Source organism: Peribacillus frigoritolerans (genome assembly GCF_030676415.1).
Lineage (GTDB): Bacteria > Bacillota > Bacilli > Bacillales > DSM-1321 > Peribacillus > Peribacillus frigoritolerans_A.
Genome location: NZ_JAUUTW010000008.1, coordinates 149,038 through 161,387 on the forward strand (window position 1 = coordinate 149,038; position 12,350 = coordinate 161,387).

The window sequence follows — 12,350 nt, forward strand, 5'->3', positions numbered from 1 at the left end:
AGGTAGCTGATCTTCTTTGGTCAGCTTTTTTTTTGGAAAAAAGTCATCCCAATAAAGAAAAGAGCCTCAAAATCAAATAGATTCTGAGGCTCTTTTCTTTATTGGATTTTTTCACCTTGGCGAATAGGTGGTAAGCCCAGCGCCTCCAAATGGATAGTCATATTCGATTTCTTCATCAAACGTTATATAATCTAAGTATACCATCGGGATTAAGTATCGTTTTCCCGTTTGAGGATCGCTTATGATTAAATGATCGCGTCCTGCAGCCTCGATGATTCCTTTGAAGATCATGGCATTCCATTCCTGGTTGTTTTCAAACGTTGTATAAACAGTGGCTAATTTCCCTTTATTCAAACGCAATATGTTCTCGATGTACGACGCTTCGACCGGAAGCATGCCAGGTATCTGTGGTCCGGAAGGGGGTTGACCCATCGTCATCGGCACTTGTTGTGGCGTGCCTGCCATAGTGGGCTGTTGTGGCTGGTATGATGGCTGTTGTGGCTGGTATGATGGCTGTTGGTATCCTTGCTGCGGGTTAGGATTCTGCTGCCTTAGTTCAGGCTCGTTATTCTCATAGGGATAATAGGGGCTTCCTCCGTACGGGTAATTACCATAAGGATTATTTTGTGACATTGCATTCCCTCCTAAATTCAAGGTTTAGTTGATACTGTGGAATTTGGACAATCCGAGAGTGTGGACTGGAAGAAACAGTGCGATTTATAGCGACCGGTAGTATTGTGTATGTTTTCTGGACAATCCCCGGGTGGCTTAAAAAACCACAATGAATGTTAAGCGATACATAACGGCTGCCGTTCATGATATAAGCCATATCCTCTTGCCGGCTAATGAATAGAAGTAACGTTCCTTCACCTCGCTGGAGTCAGGAATTGCCTTGATCAATTTTCCTGAAGCTGAATGGGACTGTGAAAAAATAAATTCATCACTATTGAAAATGTATGGGATGTGGATTGGATTTATTCCACAGCCGGAGAAAAATAAAAAGGAGGGGACGCAAAAAAAGCTTCCGGAAACCGGAAGCTCATCGTCTTATACGTATAGGAATGAAGGTACGTTTTCTTCCGGCAGGATATTGCCTACAAAGAAAGAACCAAATGCAGCGTAACGTGCACTCACTTCATCAAAACGCATTTCATAGATTAATTTTTTAAATTGAAGGACATCATCTGCGAATAGTGTTACGCCCCATTCATAATCGTCAAAACCGACAGAACCCGAAATGATTTGTTTTACTTTACCGGCATAACTGCGGCCAATCAAGCCGTGGGAACGCATTAAGCCTTTACGCTCTTCCATGGAAAGCATATACCAGTTATCATCACCATCACGACGCTTGTCCATTGGATAGAAGCATACATGTTTCGCTTTTGGAAGTATCGGATAAAGTCTGGAACGAACATGAGGGTTCTGGTAAGGGTCCTCACCATCTCCACCAGCTAAGTAATTGCTTAATTCCACGACGGAAACGTATGAATAAGCGGGAATTGTATATTCGGCAAGCTTCGTTTTGTTGAATTCGTTTTCAATGGCATTCAATTCTTCCATGGTTGGGCGGGCAAACATTAGCATGAAGTCCGCTTTCTGACCAACGATGGAATATAGGGCATGGCTGCCTTCATTGTCGCTTTGTGTCATATTCCACTTATCCAGTAAACCTTGGAATTCTGAGATGGCCAATTGGCGCTCGTCACTTGATAACGTTTTCCAAGAAGCCCAGTCGATCAGACGGAAATCATGTAAACAATACCAGCCGTCCAGTGTTTGTGCTGCTTCACTCATTACGATCACTCCTAAGTCTTATTATAACTTTAATATAACATAGTTTCAGTATAAGGAAATTTATATCAACCCGCAAACACCATCACTGTTTTTCGGTGTTTCTGCAATTTTCAAATTTGCGGATTGGCAGGCCAAAGTGGCTGGAATTTACCTGGCTGCTAGAGTATTCTTAAAAGAAGACGGCAACGGATTTTACCGAATGGTTAAGTATAGAAATAATAGGGGAAACGTATCTAAAAAGGAGGAAGGGCCAATGAGTGATTTATTTGAAATATTGGAATCGAAAATTATGGGGCATAATTTAAAGATCGTTTTTCCAGAAGGGTTGGATGAACGGATTTTGGGAGCGGCAGGCAGGCTTGCCAAAGCTAAACTGGTGACGCCGGTATTGATCGGGGATATCGGGTTGATTCAAGAGAAGGCAAAAGATTTAAAAATCTCCCTTGATGCAATCGAAATATATGATCCGAAGAATTATATCATGATGGATGAAATGGTTGAAGCGTTCGTGAAGGTCCGTGATGGTAAAGCGACCGATGTACAAGCACGTGAAATCTTAATGGATGAGAACTATTTTGGCACCATGCTCGTCCATATGAAACTGGCACATGGAATGGTGAGTGGCGCAACGCATTCGACTGCCGATACGGTTCGTCCCGCCTTAAGGATCATTAAAACAAAGCCAGGCGTCCAAAAAACATCGGGAGTATTCATCATGGTCCGGGATGAAGAAAAATATGTATTCGCGGATTGTGCGATCAATATAAACCCTAATTCCCAGGACCTGGCTGAAATTGCTATAGAAAGTGCGAAGACTGCACTAATGTTCGATATCGAACCGCGTGTGGCGATGCTGAGCTTTTCGACAAAGGGATCGGCAACATCCCCCGAAACCTTAAAAGTGGTTGATGCTGTCAATTTGGCAAAAGAAATGGCCCCTGAAGTCATTCTTGATGGGGAATTTCAGTTTGACGCGGCCTTCGTTCCTTCGGTAGCAAGAAAAAAAGCACCGGATTCCCTTATTCAGGGGGATGCGAATGTTTTTATTTTCCCAAGTCTCGAAGCAGGGAACATTAGCTATAAGATGGTACAGCGCTTGGGTGGCTTCGAAGCGGTCGGTCCAATCCTTCAGGGGCTGAATCGTCCGGTGAATGACCTTTCGAGGGGATGCAGTGAAGAGGATGTATATAAACTGGCTGTCATTACAGCGGCACAGGGGTTTGTGGCGCAGTATCAATAGACAGCTTGAGGATTAAATGTAGAGGGAGATTCGTATGGGTGAGACAGATTCATTATTAATGCAGCAAGAGTGGAGGATAATTGATCAATCTTCCGTTGGACCTCAGTTTCCTGCTCTGGAGTCCTTTGCGATGGATGATACATTTTGTGCTTCCGTAGGGTCAGGTAAATCAGCGGCAGTAGCCAGGGCGTGGGTACACCATCGAACCATCGTCATGGGTATACAGGATACGAAGTTGCCTTTTCTTAGAAAGGGTTTGGAACATTTAGAAGAACATGGTTTTCAGGCCATCGTGAGGAATTCCGGAGGGCTGGCAGTCGTTCTGGATGAGGGGGTTCTTAATCTTTCGCTCATTTTTCCTGAAAACGAGCAGAAAATTGAAATCAATCGTGGATATGATGCGATGTGGGAGCTTGTCCAATTGATGTTTTCCGATTTCCCAGTCACGATGGAGGCAAGGGAGATCGTCGGTTCCTATTGTCCTGGTAGTTATGATTTAAGTATAAATGGACAAAAGTTTGCCGGTATATCCCAACGCAGGATCCGCAATGGCGTAGCGGTGCAAATCTATTTGTGTGTCAATGGAAGCGGGGCTGAACGTGCCAGTCTCGTAAAGGGCTTTTATGATGCAGCTAAAGGAAATGCAGAAACCAAATTCGCTTATCCTGATATCGTCCCTTCGGTAATGGCGTCCCTAACAGAATTGTTGGGTGTGCAATTGAGTGTTCAGGACGTGATGCTCAGATTCCTACATGTATTGAAGGAACATAGCGAAAGGATATTCTCTGACACTCTTTCCGCTCAGGAATGGCCGATGTATGAGGCATACTTGACAAGAGTGGTGGAACGCAATGATAAAGTATTCGATGCATTAAAGGATTGATATGAAAGAAGCCGTTCCAGTAATTCAGGAACGGCTTTTTTCATTTAATACGACTTTAGCATTCACTGAAACTGTAAAAGGCCTGTATGATAGGCAGCGCATCCTAGGAGATATTTCTCCTTATTTCTTGAAACAATGAAAAAAAGAGCCTTGTTGGCTCCTTTTTCGGATAAACATGGGTGAAACGGCCTTTGGCATGTGGTTGATCTATATAACTGAACCCCACATTATTTTATTACTCGGCCATTTTTTCCAAATTGCCATTCCGGTCCATCTTGAACTTAGTTGCCGGACGTTCCTCTTCCTCTAACAAGACCAGCTTTCTTGCTCGATTCATGATATTCATCAAAGTTTCATAATCTTCCTGCATCAAGCCGCTGTTTTGTTCTAGGTGGCTGACTTTATTCTCCAATTCTTCGTTTCGCTTTTTCAGCCCTTTAATTTCAAGCTTCAATCTTTCATTTTCGGTTTTTAATACTTCGGCTTGAAGCATGCGGCCGTTCATAGATTCCAAATAGGCGATGATGGTATCGAGGCTCATGGCCGTTTCCACAGCTACTGGTGTGTGCTGTGTCTTAGGAGCGAGGGCTTCAGCCACAACGAATTCCTCTGCTGCTTCATAATTGGCAGTATCGACTTCGGATTTCAACTCTAGTTCCTCTTCTTGTACATGGGGAACCATTATGTCGGAAATCGTTGGGGACGGCGGTGTATAAAGAAGCCGTTTTTTCCCTCCTTGATCTTTTCCAAGGATCCTTTGCCGCTGCTTACGCTGTTTCTTGGCAAGGGAAAGCGCTTTATCATAATTATGGCGGACAACTGCATTCCAGCGGAATCCGCATGCTGCAGAGGTGCGATTCAACTTATCTCCTACCTCTTCAAAAGCATTAAGCTGAGTGCTGCCTTCCCGCACATGGCGCAATACCGTTTCTGCCAAAAGCAAATCATCTTCTTCTGTCCAGGCGTCTTGACGAACCTTCATTTCTACATACTCCCTTTCTGGTAACTTTTAAAATAAATAACTATATAAAATATCGTGTGGCAGTGATTTATGGAGTGTTCTACTAGCATTTTGGACAAATTCTGGATTTTTTATACAAAAAGGTTAAAAGGATACTAGTTTTTTGGTTGATTACATCCTTTTCCAGCGGCTGCCCTTTCCATTTCACATCATCCAGCCCTCTTGATATTCATAAGTAGAAACGGTAAAATACCCTTTAGTCATATAAATGGATGAAAAATAGTTTGTCATGGAAAGGATGGTGACCGGAGGATGTCCAATGAATTCAGAGTGTGCGATGACTGCTTGGCGGTGAACATTAAAACATTGATCCCGCGTCTTGAAAAGCTTGATCCCGACGCGAAAATTGAAGTGGGCTGTCAATCCTATTGCGGTCCTGGCAGAAAGAAGTCTTTTGCCTTTGTCAATAACCGTCCAGTTGCTGCACCGACAGAAGACGAGTTACTAGATAAAATCAATAAAAAACTAAAGTAGGATCCATGATATATAGTTAGAGTGGATTGTTTGCTTATGATAAATGGAACAAGTAATCATCACCCAGATTCGACACACTGCGGTGATTTTTTATTTCCTTATTTTCGAGACAAAACCAGACTGGAACTTCCGTTTTCTTACAAAATGCCCCCTCTTACTAGCAAGGCGGAAGTTAGGGTTTTTTGTCAAAACACGCTATAATGAGTGCATCGAGATTATGAAAAAGAGGGTAGTTCATGGAATATTCCGGCGAAAAATTACAAGAAGAAAAAGTATTCAAGGACCCGGTACACCGATATATACATGTTCGTGACCGGGTTATATGGGATTTAATAGGGACGAAGGAATTCCAGCGGCTTCGAAGGATCAAACAGCTAGGAACGACTTATTTAACCTTTCATGGTGCGGAACATAGTCGTCTTAGCCATTCGCTTGGAGTATATGAGATTGTCCGGAGAATCGTGGATGATGTTTTCGAGGGCAGACCGGAATGGAAACCTGAGGAACGGTTACTATCCTTGTGCGCAGCCCTCCTGCATGATTTGGGTCATGGACCTTTCTCTCATTCTTTTGAAAAAGTGTTTGACCTGGATCATGAGCAATTCACACAGCAGATAATCCTCGGCGATACGGAAGTGAATAAGACCCTCCTTAGAGTTGGACGTGATTTCCCTAAAAAAGTGGCAGAAGTCATTGCGAAAACCTATAAAGGCAAATTAGTAGTCAGCCTGATTTCAAGTCAGATCGATGCTGATAGAATGGACTATTTACAGCGTGATGCTTACTTCACTGGCGTTAGTTATGGACATTTCGATATGGAAAGGCTTTTGCGTGTAATGAGGCCAAGGGAAGAACATGCCGTCATAAAACAAAGCGGGATGCATGCGGTTGAGGACTATATCATGAGTCGCTACCAAATGTATTGGCAGGTTTATTTCCATCCAGTTACGAGAAGTGCGGAGGTCATACTTACCAAGATTCTACATAGAGCGAAACATTTATATGAATCCGGCTATGAGTTTGCCCAAGAACCGCACCATTTTTATTCCTTGTTCAAGGGAGAAGTGACTTTAAGGGACTATTTGAAAATGGATGAAGCGGTGATGCTCTATTATTTCGAAGCATGGGAAGAGGAAAACGATGCGATTTTAAAAGATTTATGCACTCGCTTCGTTAACCGCAAACTATTTAAATATGTGGAATTCCATCCATCGAACAGTCAAATGAACAGATTGATGGAATTAAGGACGCTATTCAAGAAGGCAGGCATCGATCCGGATTATTATCTCGTCGTCGATTCTTCATCAGATCTGCCGTATGATTTTTACCGGCCAGGTGAGGAAGAGGAGAGACTGCCGATTCACTTGCTGAAAAATAATGGCGAAATTCGTGAATTATCGCGTGAATCCGAAATTGTCGATGCAATTTCAGGGAAAAGAAGAACGGATCATAAGTTGTATTATCCAGCGGATTTATTGCGGGATGAATCTACGAAGAAAAATATAAAAAAACAGATTCGTAAGCTTTTGGAGCTATCGGATTAAAGTGGTACATTTTTGGTGAGGAGTGACGAGCCTTGTTTAAGGATCATGCAAACATTATCAATGCAATTTCTACTGCCGGTGAAATATCGGGTCGGAAAAAATTACAGAAAATCGTTTATATCGCGAAGAAGCTGTCCTTCCCATTTCATGAAAAGTTTCAGTTTCACTTTTATGGACCGTATTCGGAGGAGTTGACCTTACGGATTGAAGAGCTCTGCGAAATGGGTTACTTGAATGAAGTAAGGGAAAAAAAAGCGGGCTATTATCAATATTGTTATTCGATAACGGATGCCGGCCAGGATTTCCTATCCATACAGGAAGTGGAGATGCCGGCACTTGAGGCATGCTTACTGGATATGAACGAACAGAATGCCCGGTTTTTGGAGCTGGTTTCAACGGTGTTATACTTCGACACGCTTGAAAAAGAGGAAGTCACCGAGAAAATTTTCACGCTGAAAAGCAAACAAAAATATACGCTTGAAGAAATTGATGAGGCATATGAATATATTGAGCAGTTAAAAACAAAAGCTAAGCCGAATTGATGGCTTAGCTTTTCCCCATTATGTAAACCTTATAAATCGCTTTTACGGACACCGGCTACTGCTAAATGATTTTTTGACATTTCTTCAATGAAAATCGTCACGGCTTCAGCTGGTGCTCCAGTTGTTTCGGTAACGGCTGCAGTCACCTTTTCGACTAAGGCCTTTTTTTGTTCGTCTGTACGGCCTTCAAGCATTTTGACTGTTACATATGGCATCTCTTTTCCCCCCTTCCTCTCTTATCTTGTAGTGTTTCACAATGGAAAAAGAATTGCAAGACACGGAAGTCAGAGTTTTTTCACTTCTTGAACTTTTGATGTATACTAACGGTAATAAACAATGGGGGAGAAGCTATCGATGCAATTTTTTGATCAAATAGAACGGTTTTTGGCTTATAGGTTGGAAGAACTTCCATATGTCATTGTGTCACTGTTAATCGCTTTTACGGTTCATGAATTTTCCCATGCTTATGTGGCCTATAAGTTCGGTGATCCGACTGCAAAGAATGAAGGAAGAGTCACATTGAATCCGATTTCGCATTTGGATCCGATCGGAACATTGTTAATATTAATAGCCGGATTTGGTTGGGCGCGACCTGTACCGGTTAATCGTTTTCATTTCAAGAATCCAAAATTGGCAGGAGTGCTCGTCTCTTTTGCCGGTCCGTTCAGTAATTTGATTGTTGCAATTTTGGGATTTTTAATTTTTTACGGGTTGCTTGCGGCAGGCGTTGGACCTGAGTTACCTTTTTTCGTCGAGCCCTTCTTAAATATACTCATAAATTTAAATGTCCTTTTATTTGTATTTAATCTGATACCATTGCCGCCGCTCGATGGTTATAGGATCGTTCAGGATCTTGTTTCAGCAGACTTGCGGGCAAAAATGACCCAGTATGAACAATACGGCTCCCTTATTTTTTTGATTCTGATCATCACACCGCTGAGTCAATATACAATTAGACCGATTTTGGATACTGGTATTAAATTTGTAGGAGGCATCTTGAGTCAATTTTTTTCACTTTTGTTTTTTTAACCAATAATAAGGAATGACAAACGATAAAGGGGGATATAAACATGGAAGAACAACCAAAGAAAAAGGTAGGCTTCAATATTATAAAAAACGACCCAACAGAAGGGCATGGCGGATATGGAGCAGGGGTCTTGACGCTTGATAATATTTCTCCGGTCATCATCGATGTGGATGCAGGTGCAGCAGAGGTCGATATCGGCGCGATGCATGCAAGAAGCGTGGTGGAAAAAGGGATCAAGTTTTTAAAGACTAAAGAAGAGGTACCGAATGCCAAACCTTACTGGCTTGTTTGGGTGACCATTGAAGCCACTCAAAATGGTCCGCACTATGCAGGTGTGACGGCATGTGAAATGATGGTCGACAGGTCAATTAGACGTGGGTACAAATCGCTTCCGGAGCATGTTAACCGGATGGATAAATCGCTGAAACGACATATCATCGTCGAGGACATGGACGATAAATCAAAACGTGTGCTTGCAGACTTCCTGAAAAGCCATGATGCAGGAATGTGGGAGCGCTCTTCAGCTCAGCTGAAGGAGTCATTGACGGTTTGAATCTCGTTTAATGGATGAAATGTTAAGTTTAGTGAAAAATGCACTTGTAGGAAAGCGATAAAATCAGTAAACTTAAAGACAGCAGTTTAGTCACTGTGGAACTAGGACAGAAAAACCCCCGAAGCCGCTGCCGGCTTCGGGGGTTTTTCGTTATCCCCAAGGTTTTAATACTTTTTTGTACCACGGGGCCTTTTTATGTTCTTCTTCTTTTGGGGAATGTTTCGGATTCTCACCCTTAAAGTGCTCGGCACAGTATTCGACAGGTTCGGTTCCTTTAACATAATAAGTCAATCTTGAGACAGGACAATCCTTTGTAGCCAATTTTCCGCTTCCGGGATTCACGTTTACCCCGATTACGTTTTCGGTTTCTTTAAACGATTTTGCCGGTTTCCCTTGTAGACCCTTTTCCATATAGGAAGCCCAGATTTTCTTTGCATAGCCTTTTTCAGCAGGGATCTCGATCTTTTTGCCTTGATCATATCCAGTCCATACTCCTGCTACAAGCTCCGGTGTGTAACCAATCATCCAGCTATCCGTCGGGGTGGAGCCTGATTTGCCGGCATATGGGCGGGTCAGCTGGGAACTGATGGTGCTGCCGGTCACTTTCGTATAGCCATTTAAGGTTTCATCAAAAACACCTGTAAGCATCTGGGTCATGACAAATGCCTTGTCCTTATCCAAAACCTGTTCCGGTTTCTCATTTTCATCAAAAATCACTTCACCTTTTTGATTTTCGACTTTTTTGATAAACACGGGTTCAACCTTCTTGCCGCCGTTAGCCAGAATGCTGTATGCGTTCACCATTTCAATCGCCCTTACACCTGACGTACCGAGTGCCAGGGAAGGAACCGCATCCATCTTTGCCGTGATTCCGAAACGATGCGCCGTATCGACCAATGTCTGTTCCCCAAGGAACAAGTGCGTTTTTACGGCGAAGATATTATCGGAAAGAGCAACGGCCTGGGCCATCGTGATTTCGCCTTCAGCGTATTGATGGTTGTAATTATGCGGTGTGTAAGATGAGTGACCATCGTCGAAAGAAAATGTAGTTGTCTCGCTTTTTAAGGTGGTGGATGGTGTGAAACCATTCTCCAGCGCTGAATAGTATAGCAATGGCTTCATGGTTGAACCAGGCTGGCGAACCGCCTGTGTAGCTCGATTGAATGGCGACTCGGAATAATCTTTACCGCCGACCAGCGCACGGACCTCCCCGGTATCCGGATCCATTGCCACTATCGAGGCTTGAATGCCTGAAGACTTGGGTATGGTATTGGAAAGAACCTCTTCGGCAGCATCCTGCTGGGTTTCATCCAGTGTGGTATAGACTTTAAGCCCGCCGAGCTCGATCGTCCGGTCATCCAAATGAAGCTGAGATTTTAAAGCTTGTTTGACGGCATCCTGGAAATAGGGAGCGGTCTTATTGGTGACCGTTCCATGCTCTCCTTTTAATGTAAGGGATGTTCGCAATGCTTCCGCGATATTTTTTCCTGAAATGTAGTTTTTGTTTTTCATGGCTTGCAGGACAACTCTCTGCCTTGATTTCGCTTTTTCAAAGTTATCCAATGGAGAATAGTTTGACGGCCCTTTTGGTATTCCGGCCAGCATGCTCGCTTCAGGAAGAGTCAAATCCTTGGCATCCTTGCCAAAGTAATATTGACTTGCAGCTTGGGCTCCATATGCGCCATGGCCATAGTAAATCGTATTTAAATAGCCTTCTAGAATTTCCTTTTTGGAGTAGTTCATTTCTAAACGTATCGTATAAAAGGCCTCATTAAGTTTACGCGACCACGTTTTGTCATGCCCAAGAAACAAGTTCCTGGCATACTGCTGGGTAATGGTGCTTGCACCCTGGACTTTGGACATTGCCTTAATATCAGCAAGGATGGCACCGCCGATCCGCTTTATATCAAATCCTTTATGAGTGTAAAATTGACGGTCCTCAACGGCGACAGTCGCTTTGATGAGCTGTGGTGAAATCGACTCCATTCCGGCCCAATAACGTTTCTGGCCATTATCCGTTTCACCGATCACATTTCCATCATCACTATAATAGAGAGTGGACTGCGGCACGACCAAAGGGGGCGGACCTAATATTTTTGCATAAATCAGTAAAGAGAGAAGCAATACAAAGAGTATTGTGAGCCCGATTGTGGCAAGGATAATGAAGGCCCGTACATATTTAGTTGTCCTTTTAAATCGTTCGCTTGGAATCAATTCCATTGCTTTCACCTCTCTTATCAAGTAAGAATCTATCATCTATTACTATTATGGAAAAAAAAGAAAATTTTAAACATAAGAACTGCATTTAAGAAATTTATCTTGCAATTCTGCTAGATTCGTCTATAATTTTTCTAGCTAATGACTATACCGATTTTGGGGAACCTATAAGGTGACTGACAATATGAAATGGAAAAGGAGCGTTAATAAATGAGCATTTGGTTTACTGAAAAACAAACAGAGAACTTTGGTATTACGATGAAAGTGAATCGTACTTTACATACGGAGCAAACTGAGTTTCAAAAGCTTGATATGATTGAAACGGAAGAGTGGGGCAATATGCTATTGCTGGATGACATGGTAATGACTTCACAGCGCGATGAATTCGTTTACCATGAAATGGTAGCCCATGTTCCTTTATTTACCCATCCTAATCCAGAAAACGTTTTGGTTGTAGGAGGAGGGGACGGAGGAGTTATCCGTGAAATCCTAAAACACCCAAGCGTGAAAAAAGCCACTTTGGTGGATATCGATGGGAAAGTTATCGAATACTCAAAGCAATTCCTGCCTGAAATTGCAGGCATGCTTGAAGATCCGCGTGTAGACGTACAAGTTGGGGATGGCTTCATGCACATCGCCAAAAGTGAAAATGAATATGACGTGATCATGGTTGACTCAACTGAACCTGTCGGACCTGCTGTCAATTTATTCACAAAAGGTTTTTATGCCGGGATTTCCAAAGCTTTGAAAGAAGACGGGATTTTTGTGGCACAATCCGACAATCCTTGGTTTAAAGCGGACTTAATTCGCGATGTACAACGTGATGTAAAAGAAATATTCCCAATCACCAGCCTGTATTTAGCGAATATCCCGACGTATCCAAGCGGCCTTTGGGCGTTCACGATCGGATCGAAAAAATATAATCCATTAGAAGTGACTGAAGATCGTTTCCATGAAATGGAAACGAAATATTATACAAAAGAACTTCATAAAGCAGCTTTCGTTCTGCCTAAATTCGTTCAAGATTTAGTGAAATAAGGGAGGCGTGGACC

13 protein-coding genes are annotated in these 12,350 nt (G+C 42.8%); 8 read left to right on the forward strand and 5 right to left on the reverse strand.

Going from position 1 to position 12,350, the window contains the following annotated elements; translation table 11 throughout:
- Window positions 1-111 precede the first annotated feature (111 nt).
- Together gerQ and hemQ are read right to left on the reverse strand one after the other, a co-directional pair.
- On the reverse strand, window positions 112-633 hold the full coding sequence (gerQ, locus tag Q8G36_RS10510) for a spore coat protein GerQ (protein ID WP_305159875.1): 522 nt from the start codon (window positions 631-633) through the stop codon (window positions 112-114).
- A gap of 414 nt (window positions 634-1,047) precedes the next feature.
- On the reverse strand, window positions 1,048-1,797 hold the full coding sequence (gene hemQ / locus Q8G36_RS10515) for a hydrogen peroxide-dependent heme synthase (RefSeq protein WP_251427029.1): 750 nt from the start codon (window positions 1,795-1,797) through the stop codon (window positions 1,048-1,050).
- A gap of 253 nt (window positions 1,798-2,050) precedes the next feature.
- Here hemQ and pta point away from each other — a divergent pair, with 253 nt between their 5' ends.
- Complete coding sequence (gene pta / locus Q8G36_RS10520) at window positions 2,051-3,037, forward strand: phosphate acetyltransferase (protein ID WP_305159874.1); 987 nt, start codon at window positions 2,051-2,053, stop codon at window positions 3,035-3,037.
- A 34-nt stretch (window positions 3,038-3,071) separates the two neighbouring features.
- Window positions 3,072-3,920: a lipoate--protein ligase family protein gene (locus Q8G36_RS10525; protein WP_305159873.1), complete on the forward strand. Its 849-nt coding sequence runs from the start codon at window positions 3,072-3,074 to the stop codon at window positions 3,918-3,920.
- A 235-nt stretch (window positions 3,921-4,155) separates the two neighbouring features.
- On the opposite strand, the gene Q8G36_RS10530 is transcribed toward Q8G36_RS10525, so the two are convergent.
- On the reverse strand, window positions 4,156-4,902 hold the full coding sequence (locus Q8G36_RS10530; protein ID WP_305159872.1) for an RsfA family transcriptional regulator: 747 nt from the start codon (window positions 4,900-4,902) through the stop codon (window positions 4,156-4,158).
- A 291-nt stretch (window positions 4,903-5,193) separates the two neighbouring features.
- Between Q8G36_RS10530 and Q8G36_RS10535 the strand changes: the two genes are divergently transcribed.
- The 3 genes from Q8G36_RS10535 (at window position 5,194) to Q8G36_RS10545 (ending at window position 7,501) form a co-directional block, all read left to right on the forward strand.
- A complete protein-coding gene (locus Q8G36_RS10535) occupies window positions 5,194-5,415 on the forward strand; it encodes a DUF1450 domain-containing protein (protein WP_048683566.1) in 222 nt (73 codons plus the stop codon).
- Between the two features lie 236 nt (window positions 5,416-5,651).
- On the forward strand, window positions 5,652-6,959 hold the full coding sequence (locus Q8G36_RS10540) for an HD domain-containing protein (protein WP_305159871.1): 1,308 nt from the start codon (window positions 5,652-5,654) through the stop codon (window positions 6,957-6,959).
- Between the two features lie 32 nt (window positions 6,960-6,991).
- On the forward strand, window positions 6,992-7,501 hold the full coding sequence (locus Q8G36_RS10545; protein WP_076368383.1) for a YwgA family protein: 510 nt from the start codon (window positions 6,992-6,994) through the stop codon (window positions 7,499-7,501).
- Window positions 7,502-7,530: 29 nt separating this feature from the next.
- Here Q8G36_RS10545 and Q8G36_RS10550 read toward each other — a convergent pair whose 3' ends face one another.
- Window positions 7,531-7,716, reverse strand: coding sequence for a 2-hydroxymuconate tautomerase (locus tag Q8G36_RS10550; RefSeq protein ID WP_034315897.1), 186 nt, complete (start codon window positions 7,714-7,716; stop codon window positions 7,531-7,533).
- Window positions 7,717-7,855: 139 nt separating this feature from the next.
- On the opposite strand from Q8G36_RS10550, the gene Q8G36_RS10555 reads away from it, so the two are divergent.
- Window positions 7,856-8,530, forward strand: coding sequence for a site-2 protease family protein (locus Q8G36_RS10555; RefSeq protein ID WP_370694032.1), 675 nt, complete (start codon window positions 7,856-7,858; stop codon window positions 8,528-8,530).
- 41 nt (window positions 8,531-8,571) lie between these two features.
- Window positions 8,572-9,081 carry a YwhD family protein gene (locus tag Q8G36_RS10560; protein ID WP_305159870.1) on the forward strand — a complete coding sequence of 170 codons (510 nt, stop codon included), beginning with the start codon at window positions 8,572-8,574 and terminating at the stop codon, window positions 9,079-9,081.
- Between the two features lie 150 nt (window positions 9,082-9,231).
- Here the strand turns inward: Q8G36_RS10560 and Q8G36_RS10565 are convergent, their stop codons facing one another.
- Window positions 9,232-11,301 (reverse strand): transglycosylase domain-containing protein, encoded by a 2,070-nt coding sequence (locus tag Q8G36_RS10565; protein WP_305159869.1) that lies wholly within the window; start codon window positions 11,299-11,301, stop codon window positions 9,232-9,234.
- 207 nt (window positions 11,302-11,508) lie between these two features.
- On the opposite strand from Q8G36_RS10565, the gene speE reads away from it, so the two are divergent.
- Window positions 11,509-12,336, forward strand: a complete 828-nt coding sequence (speE, locus tag Q8G36_RS10570; RefSeq protein WP_305159868.1) for a spermidine synthase — start codon at window positions 11,509-11,511, stop codon at window positions 12,334-12,336.
- The last annotated feature ends 14 nt before the right edge of the window (window positions 12,337-12,350 follow it).